Source organism: Dactylosporangium roseum (genome assembly GCF_025264685.1).
GTDB classification, from domain to species: domain Bacteria; phylum Actinomycetota; class Actinomycetes; order Mycobacteriales; family Micromonosporaceae; genus Dactylosporangium; species Dactylosporangium roseum.
This window is the reverse complement of sequence record NZ_CP073721.1, coordinates 930,288-955,552: the sequence shown is the minus strand read 5'-3', so window position 1 is coordinate 955,552 and position 25,265 is coordinate 930,288. Positions and strand designations below refer to the sequence as shown.

The window sequence follows — 25,265 nt, the reverse complement described above, 5'->3', positions numbered from 1 at the left end:
ACGCGTTCCGGCGGGCGGTCGTCGACGCCGACGAACATGAACGGCGGCAGGAGCGGCCAACGTTTGGACTCCGCCTCACCTCGACCCCGGCGATGAAACAGGCGGATGAAACACGCGCTAGAAGGCTCCAGCGCTGAGCGCGGCCAGGGCGGTGTGGACCATGACCCGCACCCCGTAGCCGATGGAGCGCTCGTCGACGTCGAAGGCCGACTGGTGGATGTCGAACTTGGTCTCGGAGCCGGGCACGCCGACGCCGAGCCGGATCATCGAGCCGGGCACGCCGTCGAGGTAGAACGCGAAGTCCTCGCCGCCCATGCTGATCTCGGCCTCGACGATCCGGTCGGACCCGAGGGCCGCACCGGCCGCACCGGCGACGACCGCGGTGGCGAGCCGGTCGTTGACCACGGGCGGGACACCCCGGGTGTAGTTGACCTCGACGTCGGCGCCGGTCGGGGCGATGACGTCGTGGACCAGCTTGGTGACCAACTCGGGCACGTCACGCCAGGCGTCGCGGCTCAGGACGCGGATGGTGCCCCGGGCGACGCCCTCGATCGGGATCGCGTTGGCGGCCTCGCCGGCCCGCACCGCGCCCCACACCATCGACACCCCGGCCCGCGCGTCGAGCTTGCGGTCGAGCAGCGACGGCACGTCCACGAGAATGCGGCCGAGCGCGTGGACCAGGTCGGCGGTCAGGTGCGGACGGGCGGTGTGCCCGCCGCGGCCGGTGAGCCGGACCTCGATCTTGTCAGCGGCCGCGGTGAACGGCCCGGAGCGGACGCCGACCAGGCCGACCGGCAACTGCGGCGCGCAGTGCAGCGCGAAGATCGCGGCGACGTCCTTGAGGCCGCCCGCCGCGATGACCTCGGGCGCACCCGACGGCATGGTCTCCTCGGCCGGCTGGAACAGCAGCCGCACCCGGCCCGGCAGCTCGTCGCGCTCGGCGAGCTGGGCCAGCGCGAGGCCGACGCCGAGCAGCACGGTCGTGTGGACGTCGTGACCGCACGCGTGACAGACATTGTCGACGGTCGAGCGGTAGGGCACGTCCTTCGTGTCGGGCAGGGGCAGCGCGTCGAGGTCGGCGCGCAGCGCGATCACCCGGTCGCCGTAACCGATGTCACACATCACGCCGTTGCCCTTGGGCAGCATGCGCGGTGACAGCCCGGCACGGGTCAGCTCGCGGGCGACGAGCGCCGCGGTCTCGAACTCGTGGCCGGACAGCTCCGGGTGCGCGTGAATGTGACGTCGTACCGCGACGAGCTCGGCGCCGCGGGAGGCGAGCCAGCGGTCGAGCTGACCGGGCAGCGGATCGGCCCCAGGTGGAGTCTCGGGCCAGGACGACGTCAACTCGCTGATCGACCGTGCCGCAGCAGCGGCAGGATCGGGCAGCGTCAGCGCTCTCGTCACGGTGAGTTCTCTATTTCGGTCTAATGGAGCGGCCCGCCCCATGCGTGCCATGGACAGACTAACTGGGCCAACGTGACGGAGCGCAACATCATTCTCGTGATGTTCGGATAGCTGAGCGTCACTTGAATCCCCTTGGAGGCGCAAAGTCGCAGGCACCGTCGGGAGTGCCGGTTCGACTCCGGACAAGTACCCCTCACCTCCTACAACGGGTGACAGGCGACACGGTCACGTGGTGTCGCGACACTTTCTCACAGCGGCACCGCGACTACGGTTGCCAAAGATTGACGCACAGTGACGAAAGACGTCGCAGGCTGGCACGAAGCCGGGGCCTCACACCGCACCGTACGTCCATCTATCGGCGCTGCCGCGGTGAAATCCAGAAAACTAGGGTCCGGATGTTCCGGGCGCGTTTCCGTCACCTGCGTAGACGCTGCGACCCACCGTTTCGGTTCCCCGAAAGAGCGGATTCAATCCTGCGAAGGTTCAATCCGCTACAAGATCGGCACGATGGGTTGTAGCCGGGTCACGGTACGGTGAAGGAGGTGACCCCACCTTTCTTCAGCGCGCAAGACCACGCAAGATAGTGGGGCGAGAAGTCAACCTCCCCTTCCCATGACGGTTTACTGCCTGTGACTCAGCTCCCGACATGGCACGGCGAGCCGCTGCCATCCACCGGTGCTCTGGCCTCTGCCGGAGCCGGGCGTGATCCTGCGCGCGGCTCCGACACTCCCAACAACACAACCGCCCGGGAACCTCGCGAGCCGGGTTCTACCGCGCCGCCCGTGCCGGGGCAGCGTGCGGCCCCGGGTGTCGTGATCGGCGGGCGCTACGCGCTGCGCACCGCCATCGGGCACGGCGGCATGGGCACCGTCTGGCGGGCCAGCGACACGCTGCTGCGCCGCGACGTCGCCGTCAAGGAGGTGATTCTGCCGCCCAACATGGCCCCGAGCGACCGCGACTCGATGTATCAGCGGACGCTGCGCGAGGCCCGGGCGGCGGCCGCACTCTCACACCCCGCGGTCGTCCAGGTCTACGACGTGGTGACCGAGGCCGCGCGGCCGTGGATCGTCATGGAGCTCCTCCAGGCCCGCAGCCTGGCCGAGATGATCGTGGAGGACGGTCCGCTGGCCGCCCGCGCGGTGGCCAAGATCGGCATCGCGCTGCTCGGCGCGCTCGAGGTGGCCCACGCCGCCGGGGTGCTGCACCGCGACGTCAAGCCGGCCAACGTGCTGATCTGCGGTGACGGCCGCTGCGTGCTCACCGACTTCGGCGTGGCCCGGATGCCCACCGACAGCGAGCTCACCACGCCCGGCATGGTGCTCGGCTCGCCGCACTTCATCTCGCCCGAGCGGGCCATCGGCGCCAAGTTCGGCCCGCCGAGCGATCTCTTCTCGCTGGGCGTGACGCTCTACACCGCCGTCGAGGGGCGTCCGCCGTTCGACAAGCGGGATCCGTTCGAGACCATGCGGGCCGTCGTCGAAGAGCCTCCGGCGCAGGCCATGCGGGCCGGCCCGCTCGCAGGCGTGCTCTATGGGCTGCTCGAGAAGGACCCCGGCCGCCGGTGGAACGTCGAGACCGCCCGCGCCGTCCTGCGTGACCTGCTCGCCGGCCCGCTGGCCAGCAACGCGCCGGCGCACATGACCGATCCGTATGCGGTGGTCCGCCCGGTGCAGCAGCCGACGGTGGTGACGCCGCAGCAGCCGGCCCCGACCGGCCAGATCGGCGGCCGGGCGATGATCGCACCGGGTGAGACGGTCAGCGGTGCGCTGCGGCGCATGCACTCGGCGCCGGCGGCCGGCACGGCCCACGAGGCCGAGCTCGAGCGGACCGACGCCAGTCGCTTCTCGGCCGACGCGCTGGGCACCGACTGGACCCAGGTGCCGCCGCCTCCCCCGCCGACCGGCAACGTGGCGACCCAGCTCGTCGAGCGGGCCAAGCGGGCGCCGAAATGGGCGAAGATCGCGGTGGCCGCCGGTGTCGCGGTCGTGCTGCTCCTCAGCGTCGGCGCGGCGGCCGGACTGTTCTCCGGTGCCGGCTCCACCTCGCAAGGCCAGCGGCCGGCCGGCCCGGCATCGAGCGCGCCGGCGAAGCCGCCGTTCGAGGTGGAGTCGTTCAGCCACCCGGGCGGCATCACGGTCAACGTCCCGAAGGGCTGGACCCGCAAGCAGGCCGGCAACGCCAGCGCGCCCTATTTCGACATCACCGACCCGGCCGATGCCAACCGCCGCGTCCGGATCAACATCGAGAAGGCCTCGAGCACGCCGAAGGCGTTCCTGGAGGGCGCGGCGAACCGGCTCAAGTCCACCGCGGCGAGCTGTGCCGCCCCGTATGAGCAGGTCAACCTGGGCGACGGTAAGCTCGACGGCCACGACGGGGCGCTGCTGGAGTACACCTGCGGCTCGGGCGACCAGAAGCGCCACGCCCTGTGGAACGCGATCGTGGTCAACGGCAAGGCGTACCACTTCTTCGTGACCGTGCCCGACGCCCGCTTCGACGAGAGCAAGGCGATCTTCAACGAGATGGTCCGCTCGTTCGACCTCACCGGCCCGGCCGCGGGCCAGTGAGCACGCTCGCCGTCCGGGCACCGGGCCGGGGAAACGCCGTGCTAAGAAAGGCAGATGACCTCCACGGAGCGTGATCTGCGTGCGGAAGCCGAGGCCTGGCTGGCCGACGACCCCGATCCGGCCACGCGCGAGGAGCTGCGCGCCGTGCTCGACAGCGGCAACGGCGGCGCCGAGCTCGCCGACCGGTTCGCCGGTCCGCTGCGCTTCGGCACCGCCGGGCTGCGCGGACCGCTGCGCGCCGGGCCCAACGGCATGAATCTCGCCGTCGTCCGGGCCGCCGCGGCCGGTCTGGTCCGCCGGCTCGCCGACCACGAGGTCGAAGGGCCGCTGGTCATCGGCTACGACGCGCGGCACGGCTCGCACGCGTTCGCCGTGGAGACCGCCCGCGTCGCCACCGGCGCCGGCCGCGAGGCGCTGCTGCTGCCCCGGCCGCTGCCCACCCCGGTGCTCGCGTTCGCCGTGCGGCACCACCGCGCGGCCGCCGGGGTCATGGTCACCGCGAGCCACAATCCTCCGCAGGACAACGGCTACAAGGTCTATCTCGGCGACGGCTCCCAGATCGTCCCGCCGGCCGACGTGGAGATCGAGCAGGCGATCCGGGCCGTCGGGCCGCTCGCCGAGGTGCCGCTCGGGCCGCCCGGCCAGGTGCTCACCGAGGAGATCGTGCAGGCGTACGTCGACGCCGCGATCGGTGTCGTCGACGCGGCGGTGCCACGTGACCTGCTCGTCGCGTACACCCCGATGCACGGTGTCGGCCGGGACGTCTTCGTCACGACGCTCGAGGCCGCGGGCTATCCGGCGCCGTTCGTCGTGCCGGCGCAGGCCGAGCCCGACGCCGACTTCCCCACCGTCGCGTTCCCCAACCCGGAGGAGCCCGGGGCGACCGACCTGCTGCTCGCCCTGGCCCGGGAGTCGGGCGCGGACATCGCGATCGCCAACGACCCCGACGCCGACCGGTGCGCCGTCGCGGTCCCCGACGGCGGCGACTGGCGGCTGCTGCGCGGTGACGAGGTCGGCGTCCTGCTGGCCGACCACCTGATGCGCCGCGGCACACAGGGGCGCTACGCGACCACCATCGTGTCGTCGAGCCTGCTGTCGCGGATGTGCGCCGCGCGCGGGCTGCCCTACGGAGAGACGCTGACCGGCTTCAAGTGGATCGTGCGGGCCGGTGACGATCTGGTCTACGGCTACGAGGAGGCGCTGGGGTACTGCGTTGCCCCGTCGATCGTCCGCGACAAGGACGGCATCACCGCCGCCCTCCTGGTCTGCGAACTCGCGGCCGGGCTGAAGGCGGAACTGAAGACCCTCACCGACCGGCTCGACGAGCTGGCCGAGCGCTACGGCGTGCACGCCACCGACCAGCTCTCCGTCCGCGTCGACGACCTGGCCGACATCGCGCTGGCGATGGACACCATCCGCCGGCGGCCGCCGGCCGCGCTGCTCGACGAGCCGGTGACGGGCGTCGAGGACCGGCTCCCCGAGTCCGACGTGCTGATCCTCCGCGCCGGGACGACCCGCGTCGTGGTCCGCCCGTCGGGCACCGAACCGAAGCTGAAGGCCTACCTGGAGGTCGTGGAGCCGGTCGTCGGCGGCGACATCCGCAAGGCGCGGGAGACCGCGGCGGCCTCCCTGGTCGCCCTGCGCACCGAGACGGCCGCGGCCCTCGGCCTGCGCTAGAGGGTCACGGAGAACACCGTCGACTCGGCCAGGCGGCGAAACTCGGCCAGCGCGGAATCCGAGGAGTCCGGCCTGGTGTCGCCCTTCGGCGCGTGCGGCGAGTCGAAGTAGACCAGCGCCTTGATCGCCGGGAACTGCGCGAGCTGCCGGCCGACCGTCGAGAAGATCCACGCCTTCTGCGCCGGGTCGGCGGTGTGCTCGTACACTCCCCATTCCGCGACCATCAGGGGCTTGTTGCCGTGGGTCCGGGTGACCCAGTTGTAGAACCCGGGCCACTTCGCGGGGTCCGACGTGCGGTTGACCAGGTACGAGAAGTCGCCGTAACCGTAGCCGCCCGGTTTGGCGTAGAGATACGGGTCCATGCCGATCCAGTCGACGACGTCGTCACCGGGGTAGAGATCGTCGAACCAGGGCTGGACGCACCACGGCTCGTAGGCCATGTAGGCCAGCACGAAGACCACGTTCGTCACGCCCCGGGCGCGCAGCCGCTCGACGGTGTGGCGGAACATCGCGGCGTAGTCCTTGGCGGTCATGCCGCCGCCGCTGCGCACGTCGTTCTCCGGCTCGTGGTGCGGCGCGAGGAACAGCGTGCCGGGGAACGCCTTCAGCCGCTCGGCGGCGCGGTCGATGCGCGCATCCTGGCCGCCCGCGGCGACGTCGGCCCAGGTGGTGCCCCAGGCGACCTTCCAGTTCGCGAAGAGGATCCGTTTCTTCGGCTGCCGTACCGCGGCGATCTCGTCGGCGGTCGGGAACACCTCGTCGCCGCGATGGTACGAATGCAGGATGTCGGCGTGGCGGCCGGTCGTGCGCTCGAAGTTGGCCAGCGCCCGCGCCGCCGGCAGGTCGGTGAACGCGCCGGGCGCGACGCCCCAGAGCAGCCCGCAGGTCGGCACGAGCTTCGCGCCGACCGTGCAGCGCCGCGTCTGCCCGGCCGCGGGTGACGCGTGCGCCGCCTGCGACGACGGCGCCCCACCGGGATGGGCCGGGTCGGCCCCGGCCGGTCCGGCGCCACCGCCGAGGCGACTGCCGATCTCTTGCGCCACCGGTACGTCCGGACGCCGCGGTTCGGCCCGCATCGACACGGTCGACGCGATCGCGCCCGAACCGGCCAGCCCGATGACGGCCGCGACGACGGCGAGCACGGGATGGGACCGCAGGAAGGTGACTCGTCGGTGCTTCATCGCCGGACACCGTAGGCCGCCACCCGGCTCGCCGAGCAAGCCCTGAGCAGCGGCAATCCCCCGATCCGGCGACGTTTCTTCATCGGGATTTCAGAATCGGGGCATCCCGCCGAACTGCCGGTCGCCCGCGTCGCCGAGGCCGGGAACGATGAACATGCGCTCGTTGAGCTTCTCGTCGATCGCCGCAGTCACCAGGCGCATCGGCAGGCCCGAGTTGACCAGCCGCTCGATGCCGACGGGCGCGGCGAGCACGCACAGCACGGTGATGTCGGTCGCGCCGCGGTCGACCAGCAGCCGCACGCAGTGCTCGAGGGAGCCGCCGGTGGCGAGCATCGGGTCGAGCACGAGCACCGGGATGCCGGCGAGGTCACGCGGCAGCGACTCCATGTAGCCGCGCGGCTCGAACGTGTCCTCGTCCCGGGCCAGCCCCACGAACCCCATCGACGACTCCGGCAACAGCGCGAGTGCCGAGTCGGCCATGCCCAGTCCGGCCCGCAGCACCGGCACCAGCAGCGGCGGGCTGGCCAGCCGGGTGCCTTCGGCCGTCGCGACCGGGGTCTGCACCGGGAACCGCTCGGTCGCGAACGTGCGCGCCGCCTCGTACACCAGCATCGTGGTGAGTTCGTGCAGCGCCGCCCGGAAGGCGGCGCTGTCGGTACGTTCGTCCCGCATCGCCGTCAGGCGTGACTTGGCCAAGGGGTGATCCACCACGAGTATGTCCACAGGATGAGAGCGTAGGCCCTGCGCTGCCGCCCTTGTCGAGCCGAGGCACCGCCGCGGGCCGACCGGAGCGGCAGGGCAGGGCCTAAACTCGGCATCATGACCCTCACCGTCGAGGTCGCGCGTTCCCAAGCCGCACTGCGGACCTTCCTGCACGGCCTCCCGGGTGTCGACCAGGTCGGCGCGGAGCAACGCGCCGCGATGCTCGGCACCCGCTCGATCAAGACCACCGCCAAGGCGCAGGCACTCGACCTCGCGATCCGCATGGTCGATCTGACCACGCTGGAGGGCTCGGACACGCCGGGCAAGGTGCGCGCGCTGTGCGCGAAGGCCGTGCGGCCCGACCCGGCCGACGCCACCTGTCCGAGTGCCGCCGCCGTCTGCGTCTACCCGGCGATGATCCCGGTCGCCGCCGAGGCGCTCCGGGGCACCGGGGTGCACCTGGCCAGCGTCGCGACCGCCTTCCCGTCCGGCCAGGCGCCGCTCGACGTCAAGCTGGCCGATACCCGCGCCGCGGTCGCCGCCGGTGCCGACGAGATCGACATGGTGATCAGCCGCGGCGCGTTCCTCGCCGGTCGGTATGCGGAGGTCCACGACGAGATCGCCGCGGTGAAGGAGGCGTGCGGCGGCGCGCACCTCAAGGTCATCCTGGAGACCGGTGAGCTGGCCACACTCGACAACGTGCGCCGGGCGTCGTGGCTGGCGATGCTGGCCGGCGCCGACTTCGTCAAGACCTCTACCGGCAAGGTGCAGCCCGCGGCGACGCTGCCCGTGACGCTGGTGATGCTGGAGGCGGTCCGTGACTTCCGCGAGCAGACCGGCCGCGTGGTCGGGGTCAAGCCGGCGGGTGGCATCCGCACCGCGAAGGACGCGATCAAATACCTGGTGCTGGTGAACGAGACGGCCGGCCCCGACTGGCTCCACCCCGACCGGTTCCGCTTCGGCGCGTCGACCCTGCTCAACGACCTGCTGATGCAGCGCACCAAGATGGCCACCGGCCGCTATTGCGGCCCCGACTACTTCACCCTGGACTAGCCCGATGGAATTCCAGTACGCACCGGCGCCGGAGTCCCGCTCCATCGTCGACATCCGCTCGTCGTACGGCTTGTTCGTCGACGGCGAGTTCGTCGACGGACGCGGTGAGTCCTTCAAGTCGATCAACCCGGCCAACGAGGAACTGCTCGCGGACATCGCCGCGGCCGACGCCGCCGATGTCGACGCCGCGGTGCGGGCCGCGCGGCGCGCGTTCGACACCGTCTGGGGGCCGATGCCGGGGCGGGAGCGGGCGAAGTACCTCTTCCGGATCGCCCGGATCATCCAGGAGCGGGGCCGGGAGCTCGCGGTCCTGGAGTCGCTGGACAACGGCAAGCCGATCCGCGAGTCGCGTGACGTCGACGTGCCGCTGGTCGCCGCGCACTTCTTCTACTACGCCGGCTGGGCCGACAAGCTGCCCTACGCCGGCTTCGGGCCCGACCCGCGGCCGCTCGGCGTGGCCGGCCAGGTCATCCCGTGGAACTTCCCGCTGCTGATGCTGGCCTGGAAGATCGCGCCGGCGCTCGCGGCCGGCAACACGGTGGTGCTCAAGCCCGCCGAGACGACGCCGCTGACCGCGCTGCTGTTCGCCGAGATCTGCCAGCAGGCCGAGCTGCCGCCCGGGGTCGTCAACATCGTGACGGGCGCCGGGGAGACCGGCCGGCTGCTCGTCGAGCACCCCGGCGTCGACAAGGTCGCCTTCACCGGCTCGACCGAGGTCGGACGGCAGATCGCGCGGGCTGTCGCCGGTACGACCAAGAGACTCTCCCTGGAGCTGGGCGGCAAGGCCGCCAACATCGTGTTCGACGACGCGCCGATCGACCAGGCGGTCGAAGGCGTCGTCAACGGCATCTTCTTCAACCAGGGCCACGTGTGCTGCGCCGGCTCGCGGCTGCTGCTGCAGGAGTCGGTCGCCGAGGAGTTCCTGGAGTCGCTGAAGCGGCGGATGGCGCGGCTGCGTGTCGGCGACCCGCTGGACAAGAACACCGACGTCGGCGCGATCAATTCGGCCGCGCAGCTCGCCCGCGTCCGGGAGCTTTCCCGGGTGGGCGAGGACGAGGGTGCCGAGCGCTGGTCGCCGCCGTGCGAGCTGCCGGAGCGCGGCTTCTGGTTCGCGCCGACCGTCTTCACCGGCGTCACCCAGGCGCACCGGATCGCCCGCGAGGAGATCTTCGGGCCGGTGCTGTCGGTCCTGACGTTCCGCACGCCAGCCGAGGCCGTCGAGAAGGCCAACAACACGCCGTACGGTCTGTCCGCCGGCGTGTGGACGGAGAAGGGCTCGCGCATCCTGGACATCGCGGACAAGTTGCGCGCCGGCGTGGTCTGGGCCAACACGTTCAACAAGTTCGACCCGACCTCGCCCTTCGGCGGATACAAGGAGTCGGGCTACGGCCGCGAGGGTGGCCGGCACGGGCTGGAGGCCTACCTTGAGCACTGAGACGCCGACGCGCCTCGCCGTTCGCAAGACCTACAAGCTCTACATCGGCGGCGCGTTCCCCCGCAGCGAGTCCGGGAGGTCCTACCAGGTGCATTCGGCCTCGGGCGAGCTGCTCGCCAACGCCGCTCTCGCTTCCCGCAAGGACGTCCGCGACGCGGTCACGGCGGCCCGCGCCGCGGTCGCGAAGTGGTCCGGCGCCACCGCGTACAACCGCGGACAGGTCCTCTACCGGGTCGCGGAGATGCTCGAGGGCCGCCGCGACCAGTTCATCGCCGAGGTCAAGGCGGCCGAGGGCGGCTCGCGCAAGGACGCCGGGCTCGTCGTCGACGCCGCGATCGACCGCTGGGTGTGGTATGCGGGGTGGGCCGACAAGATCGCCCAGGTCCACGGCGGCGCGAACCCGGTCGCCGGGCCGTACTTCAACCTGTCCTCCCCGGAGCCGACCGGCGTGGTCGGCGTCGTGGCCCCCGCCGACTCTTCCCTGCTCGGACTGGTCAGCGTCATCGCGCCGGCGATCGTCAGCGGCAACACCGTCGTGGTGATCGCGTCCGAGACCCGCCCGCTGCCGGCCGTCTCGCTCGCCGAGGTCCTGGCCACGTCCGACCTGCCGGGTGGTGTGGTCAACGTGCTGACGGGGAAGGTCAGCGAGATGGGGCCGTGGCTCGCCGCGCACATGGATGTGAACGCCGTCGATCTCACCGGTGTGACGGACGCCACATCGGCGGTCGAATTGGAGGTCGCCGCGGCGGAAAATCTCAAACGGGTGATCCGTCCCAGCAACCCGGACTGGGCCGCTGACCCCGGCGTTTCCCGGATGCTCGCCTTATTGGAGATCAAGACGGTTTGGCACCCCAAGGGGGTCTGACCGTCGCAGACCGGACACACTAGGGTGTTTGCCCGCCGACCAGGTCCCGGCCATCCACCAGCCAAGCCAGACTCACGCCGGTACGGCTGGAGATCTTCCGCCCCACAACCATGAGCTTGCGCGGCTGAGCGCCACCTAGCTCCCAGAGTCGCCATGAAGCCGCCGGCACCCCACATGCCGCTGCGGCTTCTTTGATGTTCCAGCCCATCCGCCACCTGACCATCGCCAGTCGCGCGCCGAAGTCGGTGTCATCGGGGATCCAGGCCGCCGGGGCGGCCGGCTCTTCTGTCGCGGTCCCCAGAACGTCGGTACTCATAACGGACAGGATACCGATTTTGACACACCAAGCAAGCGAGCTGGCCTGAACCTGTCCTTGACACAGGTTAACGTCCACCCCTAACGTACCTGTCCATGGAACAGCTTCCCGAGCTTATGACGCCCGCCGAGGTGGCGGAGGTCCTCCGGCTCACCGACGAAACCGTGCACCGCTGGGCGCGGATCGGAAAGCTGCCGTACGTCGATGTCTTCGGTGTCAAGCGCTTCCGCCGCTCGGACGTCGAGGCGATCGTGCGCGGCGAGACCCCGGCCAGTGCGGCATGAACAACTGCATGAACCGCACCGTCACCAACACCGCCGACCGGCTCCGTACCTGCGACCTCCTCGAGCTCGACGCCGACCTGCACCGCCGCCTGAGGGGAACGCGATGAACACGTTGAAGACCCCAGCCACCGCCGAGCAGCAGTGGGACCGCGCCATCGAGGCCGCGAGGCTCGAACCGACCGAATCACCTCTGGCGGTTCGCGAGGCGCTGCTGGCGCTCGACGAGGCGGCGGATTGCGCAGATCGGGCCGTAATCGACGGGGTCTGCGACGCCGGCACCTGGTACGCGTTCGCCGTCGGCGTCGCTGCCCACGATCCACGATCCGCGCACTTGTTCGCCTGAGGAGCCCCCATGCGCCGCACCTACGCCCTCTACCAGCGCACCACCGCCCACACGCCTGCGGTGGTGCCGGCATGAGCAACGGCAAGTATCAGCTTCTTCCGCCGCTCGGCGATGACGAGTTTGCCGCGCTGCGCGAGGACATTCAGGCCAATGGCATCCGAGTCCCGATTGACGTGGACGAAAACAGCGAGGTGCTCGACGGGCATCACCGGAAGGCCATCGCGCTCATGCTCGGCATCGAATGCCCGGAGCGCATCGTCCGCGACCTGGAGGACTTCGAGAAGGTCGACTACGCGCTAACGGTCAACTTGGCCCGGCGGCACCTTGACCGAGCGGCTCGGCGCGAGCTGGTCAAGAAGTCGCTGATGCGCGACCCGATCATGGCCGACCGGGAACACGCCCGCCGGTGCGGTGTCCACCACGACACTGTCGGCCGCATCCGTGCTGACCTTCAGGCTCTCGGCAAGCTCCAGCCGACCCAGCGCCGGAAGGGTGGCGACGGCAAGGAGCGTCAACTGGCGGAATCCGCCAGTTCCAAGGCGCCCCAGTCGACTGGGGAAATTCCCCAGTCGGACAACCAGACGTCCGGCCCCGGCGGCGGTGGAAGCGCCGACGGTACCGGCGAAGGTCCGGACACCGGCGCGGCTGACAACGTGCAGTCCGGACCAGCGGCAGGCGACGGGGCTTCAAGCGGCGATGCAGATCACCCGCTGCCTGCCGCACCCCAAGACCCTCCGGCCCCCGAGGGCCAGCCGGAGCACGACCACCGGGATGCCCCCGGTGGGGCCGGAGCGGAGGAGGCGGACGCCCTTCCTGCCGCCTCCACTCCGGCCGACCCCGGCGACGAACTGGTGCAGACGCCGATCGGGCCGATGCCGCGCAAGGTCGCCGCGGTACTGGACAAGCACGCTCCCGACCCGAACCCGCACCACGAATGGCAAAAGGCATTCCTTGACGCCGTGTTCGCGGCCCGGAAGGCGTTCCGCAAGTACTCCGGCGAGGAGATCGCCGAGAAGGCGGACGCGCAGCTACTGGAGGAGTTCGGCCACTTTGTCGCCGACCTGGACGACCTTCAGCGCGCCGTGAGCAATGCCCAGATCGCCGAAGGCGAGAGCAAAGTCCGTCACCTGAGGAGAGTCCAGTGAGCCGCTACGCGATCAACCGGGCCGCATGGTCCGAGCGGGACAAGGACGAGTACGAAGACCTGCTCGCCGAGATCTGCAACGCCACCACCGACACGTCGGAGCGGCTCGACCTGTTCGAGGACAAGCTCACCGACGCCGTTCAGGCGCAGCGGACGTGGGCGCTGCACGTCTCCCGGGCCTGCCGTCGTGCCGGGCTCGGCAAGGAGATCGTGCGTTTCGAGGACCGCAACCGGGCGCTCGTCTCCTACGACGGGCAGTTGCTCAGCGTGCCCCGCCGGCAGGGCCGCAAGGTCAAGGTCGCCGGTGAGGTGACCTACCAGCGGGAATTGATCGTCGTGTGGTCCTGGGACGAGATCGCAGAGAAGCGCGAAGAGGTCATTAAGGCCACCCGCTCCTACACGGTGAAGGTCCAGCAGTACGACCGGCTGCTCGCCCTGCGGGTGCTCGCGCCCGCGGCGAAGTCACCTGCCGAGGCCGCCGAGCTGCTCGGCCTGGACCTCGACGAGTACCTCGGCAAGTCCGAGGCTGCCTGAGCCCCGGCCCGGCGCCGGGTGGCCTGAGGGCGACTGGCGTTGCTCCAACCCGGCACCGGGCCGGTCTTCCCCAGACCTGAACAAGCCCAAAAGCTCATCGAAGGAGAGACATGGCCTCCCCGACCCTCGTCCCGTCCGGCGCCGTCTACTACGGCTACACGGGCCCCGACGCCGAGTCACCGACGGAGCGCGCCAACCGGGAGCGGTACTGGCGCTCGCTCGGCAAGAAGATCCGCAAGAACGCGCGCATCTGACCTGAACAAGCCAAGAGCGGCCCGCCAACACCTTGCCCGTGGATCGCGCGAGCCGCTCCAGACGAATGGAGCTTACCGAAATGAACACCGAGAAGAACGGCCGCCGCGAGGAGTTGCTGTCCGACCTTGAGGGACTAGTGACGTTCCTGGCGAAGAACGAAGGCGTCCCGCTGCGGGACTTCGGCGTCGAAGTTGAGTACTACGTCGGCAGCGATGACGACCAGGTCGGCATCGAGGAGATCCAGCGCATCGCCGCCGCCCTCGGCGTGGAGATGACGGTCAACGACGACAAGACGCACTACCGCGCGTCGAGGCGATTCGGCACGGCCTCCTACAAGGCCGTGTACGTCGTCCGCCGCGAGATGGACGACTACCACGAACTGATGGATCTCGGCCGCAGGGCGCAGCGCGAGGCCCAGGGTGGTGAGTCCGAGTGAGCACCGCCAAGCACACCTACGACCGTGACGCCCTACTCCAGTTGCTCGGCGCCGACGGGGGCAAAGGCGCCAAAACCAAACTCAGCGACGAGATGTGGGCCGTGCTCGACGAGGTGCACACCTTCGAGCGGTACGTCGTGCTCACCAACGGCGTGCAGTACAGCCGACCCATCGACTACGCCACGGCGCTGGGCATGTTCAGCAGCCTCGCCAACACGACCCGGGCCGTGGTGCGGGTCGTCGCGCACGAGGACTACAAGCGGCAGGTTGCTGAGGCTGCGCTGGTGGCGCTGTGAGCGAGACAGACGACGTCCTCGCCGTCCGGCGCCCCGGCCCCAACGTCATCATCCACCGCCCGCACGCGGAGGGCTCAACCCAAACCCACTGCGGGGCGGCAGCCGGAAGCCCGTACCTGCGTTTCGGCGCCTGGTACGCGCAGCGGCAGATGGCCTCGCCCTGTCGGAGCTGCTTCCCGCAGGGATGGGCCACCCCGAGTTCTGAAGGAGAGCAGCAGTGAGCGGCTACCACTACATCCAGTCCGAGCCCGGCCTGTGGACTGTCGGCACCGGCACCCCGCGCAGTCAGGGCGGAACCGACTGGGAGCCGGAGAGCGACCACGGCAGCATCCGCGAAGCCGCCGAGCGTGTGGCGTGGCTCAACGGCGGCCCGGCGCCGGAGCCGGACAGCGACGGCCTCAGGGCGTCCGTCGCCGCGCTCGTCGCGCAGCTCGGCGAGCTGACCGGTGCGTTGCGTGGTATGGCCGAGCGGATGGCGCCGAGGCGCGAGCTCATCGAGCCGGCGGCCGTCTCAACGGGTGAGGAACGCACCGCCAACACGCCAGCAGAAGAACGCACCGGAATCAGTGACCGCGTGCATGCGGTACTCGAAGAGGTCGCCGCGCTCCGGGACTCGGTGCAGATCATCGGCGATGAGTACGCGCCCCTGACCGCGCTCGGGATGTCCGCCCGGCTCGACCGGATCGAGCAGTACCTCAGGGGAGAGCAGCGGTGAGCACGATCCGCACCGAGGTGCTGTTCACCGTCATCGACCCGACCGTCGCCCAGCTATGGCTGACCCTGTCCTACCGCACCTCAGAGCCGCTGGAGGTAGTCGCCAACTTCGGCCGCCGGTGTGACGGACGGCGGATCGTGTGGCGCCTCGCCCGGGACATCCTCCGCGACGGACTCCTCGGACCTGCCGGTGTCGGTGACTTCTGCTGCTGGACCGACGCCGAGGACCGGTACCACCTCGCATTGTCCAGCCCCGACGGCCGGGCCATCCTTCGTTGTCCCGCCGACAACATCCGGGCCCTGCTCATCGACGCCGAAGACCTCGTGCCCTACGGCGCCGAGGTCATCGATTTCGATGCCGAACTGCGCCACCTGCTGATGACCGGAGGTGGGCAGCGGTGAAGCGACTCCTGCTCAACCTCGCCGCCATCGTCGGCTTCATCGTCCTCGGCGCTCTGATCCTCGCCGGTGCCTGGGTGCTCTCGGTGGTGATCCAGTGAGCGGGCCGAAGCTCCCCTGCTGGATGGTCTGCCCGTCCTGCGGCCACCGCGAGTGGTGCAGCGCAGAAGACCCCGACGCCGGGCAGAGCGAGATGTGGCGGCACATCTACTGGGACCACGCGCTCCCCGGCGCTGGTGGCCTCGACACCAACAAGGCGCGTGCCACGACCGGCCAGCTCCTGGCGAAGGCCGAGGTGATCCCCGATGCCTGAGGTCAACGGCCTGTACCCGACCCCGACCCGAAAAGCCCTGCTGCGGCTGATTGCTGCCGGTGGCGGACGGATCTACGGCGAGGCCGGGCAGGTCTTCGACAAGCAGACCTACCGGCGGGTGACCGCCATGGTCAAGGAGTTCATCGACCACGAGTGGGTGCGGGCCTTGACGCCCGACGAGCCGCGCGGGCGAGGCGAGACGACAGCGAAAGGCGTCACCTACTACCGCCTGAAGGACTTCGGACGTCAGGCGATGGGAGGGCGGCCGTGGGCTTCCCACTGACCTTCGCCGCCGTGCTCCTCCTCCTCGCCGCCTTCATCGGCGCCCTGAAGTACGTCGCCGCGCCAATCCACCACCAGGGCCGTGAGGCCGAATTCGACGAGTTTGGGAGGCCGTACTAATGGCTACCGGACCTTGGCACTACCGCGAGGCCGAGCGTCTCGCCCAGTTGGCGAAGGACAAGAGCGCAGCACTCCTCGGCGTCACGATGTCCGCCGCGCAGGCCGACCTCGAGCAGGGGCAGATCAGCCAGACGATCGCACTCGCCCACGTGCACGCCACTCTCGCGGACGTGGCCGCCACCGCACAGAACATCCGGCGCAACAACGCCATGGATGCAGGGCTCGCCGACGACTGGATCGAGGTGTCGCGGTGACCGAGCTGAACGACCAGCCCGCGAAATGGCACGAATCCCTGGCCGTGGTCCTCATCGTCGCCATCCTCGCCACTGTCGCCGTCGCCTGCGCGACCGCCCCCTGCTGGGGTGGCGCTCTCCTGCTGTGGGTGAGCAAGGCGTGAGCGAAGTGGCAAGCCCCGCCGAGGTGGCCGCCCGGCTGCGCCAGGAAGCCGAACTCGTCGACCTCATCGCAGGCGTCGTCTTCGATGCCGTCTCTCTCGACGACGCAGCCGGGCGACTCCGCGCCATCTCCACCGGCAAGCGAGTCATCGCCAAAGAATTCGACGAGATGGCCCGGAAGACGTCATGAACGGCCTCTCCCTGCTGCTGCTCGTCATCGCCGCACTCATCGCCACTGCTGCGGCCATCAACGAATCGCCGAAAGGAAACGGCAAATGAGCAAGGTCAAGTACACCGAGTGCGGCGACGGCAAGACCGTCTCGGACGAGCACTGCGGCAACGACTGCGGCGGCTACTACGACGCGGACTCCGGCGACTGGGAAGAGCCGGTGAACTGCGAGCACTGCGGCTGCTGCTCCTGCAACTCCTGCGCCTACGCGAGGCACGCGTGAGCGACAACCTTGTCGCCCTCCTCATCGTCGTCGCCGTCTTCGCCTTCTGGGCTTACATCATCTGGAGAGTGACCAAGTGACCGCCATCGGCGACATCATCCAGCCCGGAAAGTCCATCCCAGACGACGTGACCGAAGTCGAGGACCGCACTGGATGGGACCACGAGCGGGGCACTGACGGCCGCTGGCACCTGGGTGGCGTGAACGCCGACGACCCCCACCCCTGGTCCGACGGCGAGTTGATGGACTACGCCCCGCTGACCGTGACCGCCGTGCGCGAGCCCGAGCCGTACACGCCACTCACGCTCATCACCTGCGGCACCTGTGGCGTGCGGTCGATGACCTGCCACTACTGCGGCGAGGAGCAGCCCGCTCAGGCCGTACCGCTGGTGCTGACCCTGCCGCAGGTCCCGGAAGGAGCCGTAGCGCTGATCGGTGGCGAGTCGGGCATGCGGTACCCGCGTCGCGACGACGTCTCCGCGCCAGTGTGGCTCGACCCGAAGCGCGGCAACGCAACGACGACCCTCGCCGAGATCCTCGACTACGAGGGCTCCGTGACCGTGGTGATGCGAGAGCCGCGCACCTGGCCCAAGCTCGCCACCGAGGCCGAGGACCCGAACGTGGTCGACGTCGTCGCCGAGGACGGCCTGTTCACGCACCGATGGATCCGCCGCGAGGGCAGTGCCTTCTACCGCTGTTCCGGCAGGCCCCGCTGCTGCAAGAGCCGCACACTGGCCGGACTCCGCGAGCTGGGCGACGTGACCGAGGTGTTCGACGACGGCGGTGAGCCGGCATGAGCCACCAGTTCCGTGTCACCGTCGAAGACCTCGTCACCGGCGACAAGCAGGTCATGGAGTTCGCGCCGGGCGACTACGTGCTCATCCCGTTCGCTCCCTGCCGTCGCGAGCACATCACCGCCTACCCGAAGTCAGGCACCCACGTCATCACGATCCGGGACCACCGTCCGCAGGCCGCTCCACGAGAGGTGATCGAGCCGTGAGCAAGAGCAGCAACGACCCGAAAGCCGGACCCGACAAGAACGTGAAGGGTCCGAAGGGCTACCGCCACCCGGACAAGGCCAGCGGCCAGAACATCCCGCCCGCGGGCGAGGGGGGTCGAAAGAAGTGACCGAGCGCATCACCTACGAGTTCAGCGACGAGGGCATCGGCAAGGCGCTGACGGCTCTCGGCACCACCGAGCAGGCCATCGCCACGAACCTCTCAGCGATGGGGCACAAGGGTCTGGTCGGCAGCGAGTCGAACGACCCGGTTGCCCGCTACGTCCGCGACGTCATCCCGCGAGCCAGGTCCGTTGAGGTCTACCTGGACCCGGTCCGGGGCGACGCCCACGTGATCGCGTTCGACGGCCAAGGCAACGCTGTCGCCGCTGATCTGCCGCTGCCTGTTCAGGCGTTCGTGACGTCGTTCGACATGGGCAAGTACCCCAACTTGATCTCGGAGGAATTCGATGCTGCGTGACCTGATCCGCCGCCACTCCGACCACATCGGGCGGCACGCAGTCGACCACCAAGCACCTGACGGCACCGAGTGTGACGGGTGCGGCAAGGCAGATCCTGCTGTGGCGTTGGCCTGCTGCTCGATCTGCGAGTCGTGGATGTGCTCCACCTGTTTCTCGCAGCACAAGGCTCCGGATTCGTTCTACCAGCCGCAGACACGGCGGGCATGGTGGTTGCGGATGGTGGGCCGTGGCTGACACCTGGCTGCCCATCGCCATCGCTGTTCTCGGTGCTGGTGTTCTGGCCTACCTGCTGGTGATGGCCAGGAGAAAAACCCTCGCCGGAGAGATGGACGTCCCGCTCAACGTGGAGCGCGGACGCGCCCGGTCCGAGGCTGAGATGGCAGCAGCGGAAACGGATGTCCTGAGCGAGTCGGACTCGGGCGAGGTTGCCCGGCTGGCCTCGTTCATCGAGGAGATCCGCACCGATGAGCATCCGATCGTCCACCGTGTCCGTCGTCGTGTGGTGCGGCGGGACATTGGTCGGCGGGTCGCCGCGCGGCAGCGCCTCGACTCCCACCGCCGCGCTTTCGAGTCCGACCCGCTCGGCGTGGACCTCCCGGCCGCGCTGCTACCCGCCGTCATGGCCCCCAGCTCGCTGCCCACGTGGGAGCTGGAGAGCTTCACGAGCGAGTGGACGCGCGAACAGGTCGCCGCCCTGGTCGCCGAACACAAGGCAGGAGCAGCGAAGTGAGCGAATGCGATTGCGGCGCCTGCAACATGCGCCGGGGCGCCGAGCGGTTCCGGCTGGCCTGGAGGTCCGCCCGTCAACGCGCCATGAACCACTTGCTCGCCCTCGTCGAATCCGACGAGAAGCGCGACGAACTTGAGGCCGAACTACGCCACCTCTACAGCCTCCACGAACACACGGTCGAGGAGCGGGACGAGGCACGTGCTGAGGTCGTCCGCCTCGGCCGCGCACTCCAGAAGGCAGCCGACGACCAGTGCGGATGCCTCGGAACGATGGAGGTGTAGGCCCGTGGCGACCGTCGTCTACCGCTGCGACATCTGCGAGATGGCCGAGAAGCGCCAGCCTGTCCTGAGCCCTGCCGGCACCGATGACGACTCGGCCAGGGTTGCCGGCTGGCGAATCGGCGCCTCCCAGGCCAAGGAGCGCAACGTCGTCTGCCCCGAGTGCGCGGGCACTGACGAGGGCTACTGGGACCGCAGGATGCTCGACGTCGCATACATGTCCGGTATGCACCGCTTCCTGCTGCCGGGCTCCGGCGAGGAGGCCGCCGCTGTGTCACAAGCTCACCGAGAGGCAGGAGCACCGTGAGCAACATCAACCCCGATACCGCATACAGCAGGGTCTACGGCGACATCGCCCGGGAGCGGGCCGCACAGGACGCGAAATGGGGCGAGCAGAACCACCCGGACGGAACTGCCGGTCCGGGCCGCCGGGCCGCCGCGCGATCGGCGAAACTCTGGACCAACTCCCAGGCCGCTGAAAGGACGCTCGCGTGGGCGGACGTCTTGGAGGAGGAGGTCGCCGAGGCGCTTGCTGAGGATGACCCCGCGAAGCTGCGGGCCGAGCTGGTCCAAGTCGCCGCCGTTGCTGCGGCGTGGATCGAAGCGATCGACCGGCGCTCCGCACTGCTGGAGGACACCGATGAGCGCTGACGAGCAGCACAGCAAGGCTGTCCGGCTGGCGACGAACGCCTACCACGCCGCCCTCGCACGAGACTGGCACAAGGCCGAGCGGGTGCTGAAAAGACTCAACGAAGAATGCACCGGCGAGGGGCTGTTCACGGCCCTGAAGGCGTGGTGTGACACGTTCATCAACCACGCGAGCGACGGCGGCGAGGTCGGCCGGTTCCGCATGGTCGGCTGGAACGTCGACACGGGAGCCGTCAACGAGTCCGAGGTCCGCGCCTCCGTCGCCTGGTCACGTCGCCTGATCGCGGCCCGCGCAGCGATGGACCTCGAGGCGTTCAACACCGTCCTGCAAGAGCTGAACGACATCCCGGACGGGTTCGAGCGCGGGCGCTACGTCGCGGAGCTGCTGGAGTGCGTCGCGCTCACCGTCAACTCGCTGCCGCGCGGCTACGGGCGGATGGGAGCCTCCTCGTGAGCATCGACTACGCCGAGGCTGCTCGGCTGATCCGTAAGGGCCGCAAGTCCGAGCAGCGCGGGAAGGCGTTGCAGGGCTGCATCACCGGCCTCATCACCTTCGCGCTCCTGTCGCTGCTGAAGGGCTGGCTGTTCATGCTCTTCCTCGACGTCGCCCACGCCCACTGGTGGCCGGCGATCCCGACCATCGGCTACTGGTGGTCGGTCCTGCTCATGGTGCTGCTGCCGAGCCTCGGCTCCTCGTCGAGCACCAAGAGGGAGGACTGAGATGCCGGCTGACCTGATCCCCGAGCCTCCGGAGCGGACCATCGTCGCCTGGTGGGACCACGACGGCGACCTGCGAGCGGTCGCCTACCGCACCGACGCCTACGTCGAGGCGGGCGACGAGGAGCGCCGCTGGTACATCACCGACGACGACGGCAGCACCGACGGCGACTGGATGACCTGGCCCGAACTGCTCGCCGAGATGCGCGGCTGGCGCGGGCCGAGCGAACTGGTCTCCAACGGTCGGCTGGAGGTGAACCGTGTCGGCTGATCTTCTCCGTCGTGCAGCAGCCAAGCTGCGCGAGCACGCCAGAGCAGCATCCTTCTCCGACGACGGATGGGCCGTAGACCTCGCCGACAGTGAGGTCACCACCGCTGACGGCGGAATGATGATCGCGGACACCGGTGAACTCACCGAGGGGCGACCCGACGCGTCGTATATCGCCCTGATGCATCCGCCTGTGGCACTGGCGCTCGCCGACTGGCTCGACGCCCAAGCGCAGGACATCGCAAACGCCGTGTTCGCCTGGCAGCGCGAAGAGGAATTCATCAACAAGACCTTCGGCGGGATCGGCGCCTACACCGAGCGGATGTTCGCCGCCTCAATCGCTGTTGCCCGCTCGATCCTCCGTGAGCCCGAGGAGACACCCGATGCGCGCTGAGGACGAAATCCGCGCTGACGCCCGTCCGGGCCGCGCGTTCAGCAACGGCACCGAGTTCGACATCTGGGCCGATAGCCACTGCTACGACTGCGTTCACGACAACCCGAACGTCGACCCCGAGGTGTTCTGCCCGATCCTCACGGTCGCCTTGCTCGGCGAGGTGACACCGCGCGAATGGACCGAGAGGACCATCACGTGGGAGCTCAACGGCAAGACGGGTACGTACGCGGTTGTCGATGAGTGCACGGAGTTTGAGGAGCGCCGCGACGACGGCCCCGGGGATGACGAGCCGAAGCCTGATCCCGGACCGCCGCCGGTGTGCGAAGCCCAACTCGACCTCATCGACGCCTACCTGCCGACGGCGCTTGATGAGCTGACCAAGGCTCCGGCAGGTGTCCGGTGAAGGAACTCCTCATCGGCGCCTGCTTCGTCCTGGCTGGCTGCGCTGCTGCCGTTGTCGGGATCTTCTCGAGGTCTACCCGATCCGAGCCGTATCCGGCAGCAGCAGCAGAACCACCACCGCCGCTGGGTGCTGGCGATTGCGCCGAGCAGCGGATCGTCGCCGCGTCCGACCTGGACCTGACCCCGGCCCGGGTGAACCTACTCTTCGCGTTGCAGGTGATGCCGTACACGCAGGACGCGAAGGACTACGAGGCCGAGGTGCTGAGGCTCTACGGCATCCCGGACGGGCCACCGTGAGGCTCTTCTCCTTCCTCCGCCGTCGCGCTGGCCTCCTCGCCGAGCTTGAAGCCCTGCGCTCCGAGAGCCGGGAGCTTCGCGAGCAGCGGGACACGGCAGTGCTCCGGTCGTGGATCCACTGCCCTGACCCGCAGATGCACAGGCGCAAGCGCGCTTTCCACCCAGTCAACCCGGGTCGTCACCGTGACGACACCCCGACCGAAGTCCACAGGAGGCAGAGGTGACCACATTCGCCAGCTTCTGCTCAGGCGCCGAGATGCTCGGCATGGGCATCGAAGCCGTCCTCGGCCCGCTCGGCCACGTCTGGCACGCCGAGAACGACCCGGCCGCGTCAAAGGTGCTCGCCCACCACTACCCGGGCGTGCCGAACCTCGGCGACATCACCGCCACCGACTGGACGGCCGTGCCGCGCGCCGACGTGTTCGGTGCCGGTTTCCCCTGCCAGGACGTCTCCGGCGCCGGGAAACGCGCCGGACTCGGCAAAGGCACCCGGACCGGGATCTGGTCCCACATCGCCGACGCGATCGACGTCATCCGTCCGCGGCTTGTCTTTCTGGAGAACGTGGAGGGTCTGCACAGTGCCCGAGCCGACAGCGATCTGGAACCCTGCCCGTGGTGTGTGGGAGACGGGCGTGAACAGCCTGTTCTGCGAGCATCGGGAGCTGTTCTCGGAGACCTGGCCGACCTCGGGTATGACGCGCGGTGGGTCACTGTTCCCGCTTCCGACGTCGGCGCCCCGCACCGCCGGAAGCGGGTCTTCATCGTCGCGCACCCTGCCGACGCCGAAAGCCTCGGACACTGGATCGCCGGGCCGGCGGGCGGGGAAGGGGTTCCGTCCGCCGCTGTCGGAGGTGCTGTTCGACCTGACGGCGTGACGCTCCTCCCGACGCCGATGGCGAAGGACGACGGCAAGACGCCAGAGGCGCACATGGCAACGGGGGCGGCCATGCCGGGTGGCGCGCGATCCACGATCACGAGCCTCGCCGTGCTGGCCCGCGCCGATTTCAAGCAGCCGCACGGCAGTCGCGACGCATCGGAGTCGGCAGCAGCCGCGACGGTGCCGACTCCGATGCGTCGCGACTGCCGTGCGGCTGGCCCTGCGGATGCGAGCCGGAACAGCCCGAGCCTGTCGGCCATCTCCTACCTGCTGCCCACGCCGAACGCAGCGCTCGGACGCCAGGCTGGTGCTCCCTCCGCTCGCGTGCCACGCGAGCGGAGGGAGCACCCGGATCGGACGTTCGGCCTCGACGACGCCGTCGCCTTGCTCCCGTCGGTGGCGCGCGGCGTCGGCAACAATGCTGGACCAGCGCCGCGCGCCACCGACGGGAGCAGGGGCGGCCCGAATCAGCGGGGCAGCTCCGGTGACCTGATGCTGCCGAGCGCGGTCATGCTCCTGCCGACGCCGACGGTCGCGGATTCGCGGGGCTCGCGCAACGCCACGGCGAGCCGATCGGAGGACAAGGTCGGTGTCAACAACGACGGCTGGACGCTCTCTGACATCGCGTTCGCCGAACGGTGGGGCGAGTACGCCCCGGCGATCGCCCGCTGGGAGCAGGTGCTCGACCGGCCTGCGCCGCACCCGACGGAATCCGGGTCGAAAGGCCAGCCGCGCCTGGCGCCCCGTTTCGTCGAGTGGATGATGGGCCTCCCCGACGGCTGGGTGTGCGCCGTCCCTGGCCTGTCTCGCAACGACATGCTGCGCATCCTCGGCAACGGTGTCGTCTGGCAGCAGGCCGCCTACGCCTACCGCCGACTGCTGAGCCTCGACGCTGCGGTGGTGGCCGCATGAAGCGCAGAGAGCCGGCGAAGCGCCGCACCCCGCTCAAGTCGGGGAAGCCGCTCGAGCGCAAGACGTCGATCCGCCGGTCCACTCCGATGCAGGAGCAGGCCAGGTCTGAGTCTCCGTCGGCCCGAAAAGCAGCACCGAAGAAGAGGAGGCGATCCACCGTGGAACTGCGCGCTGCTCTGGCCCTGCGTTCCGGCGGGGTTTGTGAGATCCAGCAGGAGGGCTGCCAGGGCAGGGCGGTCGAGCCTTGCCACCGGATCAAGACCGGCATGGGTGGGGTGCACGGTGCGGCGATCGCCGAGTCGGACCGGCTCAGCAATTGCGTCCACGGGTGCCGGTGGTGTGGGCGGTGGCAGCACGATCACGAGCCGATGGCGAAGGCGTACGGGCAGATCCTGTCGCGCTCCGCCGACCCGCTGAAGGAGCCGATCCTCCTGCGCTACGGGGTGGTGTTCCTCGATGACGAGGGCGGGTGGGAGCTGTGCCCGCCGGCGACTGCTCGGGAGATCCGTGAGGCGCAGAGACGACGGGAGGCGACGAATGAGGATCTTGGTTACGGGCTCGCGGACGTGGGATGACGAGGCGTCCATCCGCTTCTGCCTCGACACCATCACCAAGGAGGCGCTAGCCGCCGGCGACGACCACATCACGGTCGTCCACGGCGCCTGCCCGTCCGGCGCTGACGCCATCGCCGACAAGTGGACGCGCGAGCGGGGCCTCCTGTGGCCGATCAGGGCGGAGCGGCATCCGGCCTTGTGGGACACGCACGGCAAGCGGGCCGGCTTCGCCCGGAACAACCACATGGTTTCCCTCGGCGCCGATCTGTGCATGGCGTTCATCCGTGACCGGTCCAACGGTGCGACGCACTGCGCCAACGCCGCCGAGGCGGCCGGGATCCCGGTGAAGGTCATCGACTACGACGACGTGACCGCGGCTCGGGACGTTCCGCGAGAGGAGGCGAGCTGAGTGGAGCCGTACTACTGCGAGGCGATCGCTCGCAGGCTCTCCCAGGACGTTCTCCCGTTCGATGCGGAGGTGAGCTGATGCCCTCCACGTTCGTCTCCGGCGACCGGCGCCGAGCACAGATCATCCAGTTCGTCGCC

The 25,265-nt window shown here is 69.6% G+C and carries 42 protein-coding genes; 38 read left to right on the top strand and 4 right to left on the bottom strand.

Annotated features, from left to right (window positions below; genetic code table 11):
* Positions 1–117 precede the first annotated feature (117 nt).
* Positions 118–1,404, bottom strand: a complete 1,287-nt coding sequence (locus Drose_RS04660; RefSeq protein WP_390891322.1) for an amidohydrolase — start codon at positions 1,402–1,404, stop codon at positions 118–120.
* An 860-nt stretch (positions 1,405–2,264) separates the two neighbouring features.
* Between Drose_RS04660 and Drose_RS04655 the strand changes: the two genes are divergently transcribed.
* Together Drose_RS04655 and Drose_RS04650 are read left to right on the top strand one after the other, a co-directional pair.
* Positions 2,265–3,968 (top strand): serine/threonine-protein kinase, encoded by a 1,704-nt coding sequence (locus Drose_RS04655; RefSeq protein WP_260729608.1) that lies wholly within the window; start codon positions 2,265–2,267, stop codon positions 3,966–3,968.
* Between the two features lie 54 nt (positions 3,969–4,022).
* On the top strand, positions 4,023–5,645 hold the full coding sequence (locus Drose_RS04650) for a phospho-sugar mutase (protein ID WP_260726930.1): 1,623 nt from the start codon (positions 4,023–4,025) through the stop codon (positions 5,643–5,645).
* Here the strand turns inward: Drose_RS04650 and Drose_RS04645 are convergent.
* Together Drose_RS04645 and upp are read right to left on the bottom strand one after the other, a co-directional pair.
* The gene (locus Drose_RS04645; RefSeq protein ID WP_260726929.1) at positions 5,642–6,826 is read right to left on the bottom strand and encodes a glycoside hydrolase family 26 protein; all 1,185 of its coding nucleotides are present in this window, start codon (positions 6,824–6,826) and stop codon (positions 5,642–5,644) included. The genes Drose_RS04650 and Drose_RS04645 overlap by 4 nt on opposite strands.
* A gap of 90 nt (positions 6,827–6,916) precedes the next feature.
* Positions 6,917–7,549, bottom strand: coding sequence for a uracil phosphoribosyltransferase (upp, locus tag Drose_RS04640; RefSeq protein WP_260726928.1), 633 nt, complete (start codon positions 7,547–7,549; stop codon positions 6,917–6,919).
* Between the two features lie 96 nt (positions 7,550–7,645).
* Between upp and deoC the strand changes: the two genes are divergently transcribed.
* From deoC to Drose_RS04625, 3 genes are read left to right on the top strand one after another with little or no spacing between them, the layout of a single operon-like run.
* Positions 7,646–8,581: a deoxyribose-phosphate aldolase gene (deoC, locus tag Drose_RS04635; RefSeq protein ID WP_260726927.1), complete on the top strand. Its 936-nt coding sequence runs from the start codon at positions 7,646–7,648 to the stop codon at positions 8,579–8,581.
* A gap of 4 nt (positions 8,582–8,585) precedes the next feature.
* Positions 8,586–10,016 (top strand): aldehyde dehydrogenase family protein, encoded by a 1,431-nt coding sequence (locus Drose_RS04630; RefSeq protein ID WP_260726926.1) that lies wholly within the window; start codon positions 8,586–8,588, stop codon positions 10,014–10,016.
* Positions 10,006–10,881, top strand: a complete 876-nt coding sequence (locus Drose_RS04625; protein WP_260726925.1) for an aldehyde dehydrogenase family protein — start codon at positions 10,006–10,008, stop codon at positions 10,879–10,881. Before Drose_RS04630 ends, Drose_RS04625 begins: the two co-directional genes overlap by 11 nt.
* Positions 10,882–10,900: 19 nt before the next feature.
* Here Drose_RS04625 and Drose_RS04620 read toward each other — a convergent pair whose 3' ends face one another.
* A complete protein-coding gene (locus tag Drose_RS04620) occupies positions 10,901–11,197 on the bottom strand; it encodes a hypothetical protein (protein WP_260726924.1) in 297 nt (98 codons plus the stop codon).
* 95 nt (positions 11,198–11,292) lie between these two features.
* Between Drose_RS04620 and Drose_RS04615 the strand changes: the two genes are divergently transcribed.
* The 33 genes from Drose_RS04615 (at position 11,293) to Drose_RS04455 (ending at position 25,128) form a co-directional block, all read left to right on the top strand.
* Complete coding sequence (locus tag Drose_RS04615) at positions 11,293–11,481, top strand: helix-turn-helix domain-containing protein (RefSeq protein ID WP_260726923.1); 189 nt, start codon at positions 11,293–11,295, stop codon at positions 11,479–11,481.
* 103 nt (positions 11,482–11,584) lie between these two features.
* Positions 11,585–11,824: a hypothetical protein gene (locus tag Drose_RS04610; RefSeq protein WP_260726922.1), complete on the top strand. Its 240-nt coding sequence runs from the start codon at positions 11,585–11,587 to the stop codon at positions 11,822–11,824.
* Positions 11,825–11,895: 71 nt separating this feature from the next.
* Positions 11,896–12,969: a ParB N-terminal domain-containing protein gene (locus Drose_RS04605; RefSeq protein ID WP_260726921.1), complete on the top strand. Its 1,074-nt coding sequence runs from the start codon at positions 11,896–11,898 to the stop codon at positions 12,967–12,969.
* A complete protein-coding gene (locus tag Drose_RS04600) occupies positions 12,966–13,502 on the top strand; it encodes a hypothetical protein (RefSeq protein WP_260726920.1) in 537 nt (178 codons plus the stop codon). Before Drose_RS04605 ends, Drose_RS04600 begins: the two co-directional genes overlap by 4 nt.
* 110 nt (positions 13,503–13,612) lie before the next feature.
* A complete protein-coding gene (locus tag Drose_RS04595) occupies positions 13,613–13,756 on the top strand; it encodes a hypothetical protein (RefSeq protein ID WP_260726919.1) in 144 nt (47 codons plus the stop codon).
* A gap of 80 nt (positions 13,757–13,836) precedes the next feature.
* Positions 13,837–14,193 carry a hypothetical protein gene (locus Drose_RS04590; RefSeq protein ID WP_260726918.1) on the top strand — a complete coding sequence of 119 codons (357 nt, stop codon included), beginning with the start codon at positions 13,837–13,839 and terminating at the stop codon, positions 14,191–14,193.
* Entirely contained in the window at positions 14,190–14,489 is a 300-nt protein-coding gene (locus tag Drose_RS04585; protein ID WP_260726917.1) for a hypothetical protein, read from the top strand. Before Drose_RS04590 ends, Drose_RS04585 begins: the two co-directional genes overlap by 4 nt.
* Positions 14,490–14,706: 217 nt before the next feature.
* Complete coding sequence (locus Drose_RS04580; RefSeq protein WP_260726916.1) at positions 14,707–15,204, top strand: hypothetical protein; 498 nt, start codon at positions 14,707–14,709, stop codon at positions 15,202–15,204.
* Positions 15,201–15,605, top strand: coding sequence for an SsgA family sporulation/cell division regulator (locus tag Drose_RS04575; protein WP_260726915.1), 405 nt, complete (start codon positions 15,201–15,203; stop codon positions 15,603–15,605). The genes Drose_RS04580 and Drose_RS04575 overlap by 4 nt, the downstream gene beginning before the upstream one ends.
* A gap of 94 nt (positions 15,606–15,699) precedes the next feature.
* Complete coding sequence (locus Drose_RS04570; RefSeq protein ID WP_260726914.1) at positions 15,700–15,915, top strand: hypothetical protein; 216 nt, start codon at positions 15,700–15,702, stop codon at positions 15,913–15,915.
* Positions 15,908–16,198, top strand: coding sequence for a hypothetical protein (locus Drose_RS04565; protein WP_260726913.1), 291 nt, complete (start codon positions 15,908–15,910; stop codon positions 16,196–16,198). The genes Drose_RS04570 and Drose_RS04565 overlap by 8 nt, the downstream gene beginning before the upstream one ends.
* On the top strand, positions 16,183–16,317 hold the full coding sequence (locus Drose_RS04560; protein WP_260726912.1) for a hypothetical protein: 135 nt from the start codon (positions 16,183–16,185) through the stop codon (positions 16,315–16,317). Before Drose_RS04565 ends, Drose_RS04560 begins: the two co-directional genes overlap by 16 nt.
* A complete protein-coding gene (locus tag Drose_RS04555; protein ID WP_260726911.1) occupies positions 16,317–16,571 on the top strand; it encodes a hypothetical protein in 255 nt (84 codons plus the stop codon). The genes Drose_RS04560 and Drose_RS04555 overlap by 1 nt, the downstream gene beginning before the upstream one ends.
* On the top strand, positions 16,568–16,714 hold the full coding sequence (locus Drose_RS04550) for a hypothetical protein (RefSeq protein WP_260726910.1): 147 nt from the start codon (positions 16,568–16,570) through the stop codon (positions 16,712–16,714). Before Drose_RS04555 ends, Drose_RS04550 begins: the two co-directional genes overlap by 4 nt.
* A complete protein-coding gene (locus Drose_RS04545; RefSeq protein ID WP_260726909.1) occupies positions 16,711–16,902 on the top strand; it encodes a hypothetical protein in 192 nt (63 codons plus the stop codon). The genes Drose_RS04550 and Drose_RS04545 overlap by 4 nt, the downstream gene beginning before the upstream one ends.
* A gap of 85 nt (positions 16,903–16,987) precedes the next feature.
* Positions 16,988–17,164: a hypothetical protein gene (locus tag Drose_RS04540; RefSeq protein WP_260726908.1), complete on the top strand. Its 177-nt coding sequence runs from the start codon at positions 16,988–16,990 to the stop codon at positions 17,162–17,164.
* A gap of 76 nt (positions 17,165–17,240) precedes the next feature.
* The gene (locus tag Drose_RS04535; protein ID WP_260726907.1) at positions 17,241–17,960 is read left to right on the top strand and encodes a hypothetical protein; all 720 of its coding nucleotides are present in this window, start codon (positions 17,241–17,243) and stop codon (positions 17,958–17,960) included.
* Complete coding sequence (locus Drose_RS04530; protein WP_260726906.1) at positions 17,957–18,163, top strand: hypothetical protein; 207 nt, start codon at positions 17,957–17,959, stop codon at positions 18,161–18,163. Before Drose_RS04535 ends, Drose_RS04530 begins: the two co-directional genes overlap by 4 nt.
* Positions 18,160–18,291, top strand: coding sequence for a hypothetical protein (locus Drose_RS04525; RefSeq protein WP_260726905.1), 132 nt, complete (start codon positions 18,160–18,162; stop codon positions 18,289–18,291). The genes Drose_RS04530 and Drose_RS04525 overlap by 4 nt, the downstream gene beginning before the upstream one ends.
* Positions 18,288–18,641, top strand: a complete 354-nt coding sequence (locus Drose_RS04520; RefSeq protein ID WP_260726904.1) for a hypothetical protein — start codon at positions 18,288–18,290, stop codon at positions 18,639–18,641. Before Drose_RS04525 ends, Drose_RS04520 begins: the two co-directional genes overlap by 4 nt.
* Before the next feature lie 227 nt (positions 18,642–18,868).
* A complete protein-coding gene (locus tag Drose_RS04515; RefSeq protein WP_260726903.1) occupies positions 18,869–19,372 on the top strand; it encodes a hypothetical protein in 504 nt (167 codons plus the stop codon).
* Positions 19,369–19,653: a hypothetical protein gene (locus Drose_RS04510; protein ID WP_260726902.1), complete on the top strand. Its 285-nt coding sequence runs from the start codon at positions 19,369–19,371 to the stop codon at positions 19,651–19,653. Before Drose_RS04515 ends, Drose_RS04510 begins: the two co-directional genes overlap by 4 nt.
* A gap of 4 nt (positions 19,654–19,657) precedes the next feature.
* Positions 19,658–19,957, top strand: coding sequence for a hypothetical protein (locus tag Drose_RS04505; RefSeq protein ID WP_260726901.1), 300 nt, complete (start codon positions 19,658–19,660; stop codon positions 19,955–19,957).
* Complete coding sequence (locus tag Drose_RS04500; RefSeq protein ID WP_260726900.1) at positions 19,954–20,301, top strand: hypothetical protein; 348 nt, start codon at positions 19,954–19,956, stop codon at positions 20,299–20,301. The genes Drose_RS04505 and Drose_RS04500 overlap by 4 nt, the downstream gene beginning before the upstream one ends.
* Positions 20,291–20,752 (top strand): hypothetical protein, encoded by a 462-nt coding sequence (locus Drose_RS04495; protein ID WP_260726899.1) that lies wholly within the window; start codon positions 20,291–20,293, stop codon positions 20,750–20,752. The genes Drose_RS04500 and Drose_RS04495 overlap by 11 nt, the downstream gene beginning before the upstream one ends.
* Positions 20,749–21,018, top strand: a complete 270-nt coding sequence (locus tag Drose_RS04490) for a hypothetical protein (protein ID WP_260726898.1) — start codon at positions 20,749–20,751, stop codon at positions 21,016–21,018. The genes Drose_RS04495 and Drose_RS04490 overlap by 4 nt, the downstream gene beginning before the upstream one ends.
* 1 nt (position 21,019) lies before the next feature.
* Positions 21,020–21,286 (top strand): hypothetical protein, encoded by a 267-nt coding sequence (locus tag Drose_RS04485; RefSeq protein ID WP_260726897.1) that lies wholly within the window; start codon positions 21,020–21,022, stop codon positions 21,284–21,286.
* Positions 21,276–21,677 carry a hypothetical protein gene (locus tag Drose_RS04480; RefSeq protein WP_260726896.1) on the top strand — a complete coding sequence of 134 codons (402 nt, stop codon included), beginning with the start codon at positions 21,276–21,278 and terminating at the stop codon, positions 21,675–21,677. Before Drose_RS04485 ends, Drose_RS04480 begins: the two co-directional genes overlap by 11 nt.
* Positions 21,667–22,080, top strand: coding sequence for a hypothetical protein (locus Drose_RS04475; RefSeq protein ID WP_260726895.1), 414 nt, complete (start codon positions 21,667–21,669; stop codon positions 22,078–22,080). The genes Drose_RS04480 and Drose_RS04475 overlap by 11 nt, the downstream gene beginning before the upstream one ends.
* Positions 22,077–22,376: a hypothetical protein gene (locus Drose_RS04470; RefSeq protein WP_260726894.1), complete on the top strand. Its 300-nt coding sequence runs from the start codon at positions 22,077–22,079 to the stop codon at positions 22,374–22,376. Before Drose_RS04475 ends, Drose_RS04470 begins: the two co-directional genes overlap by 4 nt.
* A gap of 220 nt (positions 22,377–22,596) precedes the next feature.
* Positions 22,597–24,165 (top strand): DNA cytosine methyltransferase, encoded by a 1,569-nt coding sequence (locus tag Drose_RS04465; RefSeq protein WP_260726893.1) that lies wholly within the window; start codon positions 22,597–22,599, stop codon positions 24,163–24,165.
* Positions 24,162–24,740, top strand: a complete 579-nt coding sequence (locus Drose_RS04460; RefSeq protein ID WP_260726892.1) for a hypothetical protein — start codon at positions 24,162–24,164, stop codon at positions 24,738–24,740. The genes Drose_RS04465 and Drose_RS04460 overlap by 4 nt, the downstream gene beginning before the upstream one ends.
* Positions 24,703–25,128 (top strand): DUF2493 domain-containing protein, encoded by a 426-nt coding sequence (locus Drose_RS04455; RefSeq protein ID WP_260726891.1) that lies wholly within the window; start codon positions 24,703–24,705, stop codon positions 25,126–25,128. Before Drose_RS04460 ends, Drose_RS04455 begins: the two co-directional genes overlap by 38 nt.
* Positions 25,129–25,265 lie beyond the last annotated feature (137 nt).